The organism is Bartonella sp. AP57NXGY (assembly GCF_042195805.1).
Classification (GTDB): domain Bacteria; phylum Pseudomonadota; class Alphaproteobacteria; order Rhizobiales; family Rhizobiaceae; genus Bartonella.
On sequence record NZ_JBHIOZ010000695.1, the window covers coordinates 1 to 524 of the forward strand.

Here is a 524-nt window from a genome sequence, read left to right on the forward strand (position 1 = left end):
ATTGGCAAGAAATCTGTTCCAGTAGGAATGGAAGAAAAGATCATAAAGCTGTACGCTTTAGATCAAAACATGGCTTCTCTTTTAAGAAAAGAGGCTGATATTTGCCGAAAGAATTTTATAATGAATTCTTCTGATCCACTTAACCATGAAATGGCTAACACGTTTTGTAGAACTTTTAAACACCTTTCACAACAAGAGCTAACAGAGTTTAAGGAATTTATGGTGAAAATGGAAAAGAAACGCTGCTTGCAAAATAAAATCCCTTGATCTCCTTATCTTATACGTACACCACAAAACGTAATGTTATATGTTAATAATTAATAATATATCATTGAAATAATTGAAAAAATAATAAAATTATGCTAAGATTTTTTACATATTTAAATACAAATTTAAGGTAACTAAAATATGCTAAATAAAGTGACGTTAATCGGGCGCCTTGGTGCCAATCCCGAAAGCAAAACAATGAATTCTGGAGCAGAAATAGTCAATTTTAGTATAGCGACTTCTGAGAGCTATACAGA

2 protein-coding genes are annotated in these 524 nt (G+C 31.1%); both read left to right on the top strand.

All coding sequences use genetic code 11. From position 1 onward, the window contains the following. Nucleotides 1-267, top strand: a 267-nt coding sequence (locus ACFIL8_RS12695) for an XRE family transcriptional regulator (RefSeq protein ID WP_375690142.1), incomplete at its 5' end; no start/stop codon positions are given. A 141-nt stretch (nt 268-408) separates the two neighbouring features. Further along, the coding region (locus ACFIL8_RS12700; RefSeq protein ID WP_375690144.1) for a single-stranded DNA-binding protein at nt 409-524 on the top strand (116 nt) is incomplete at its 3' end.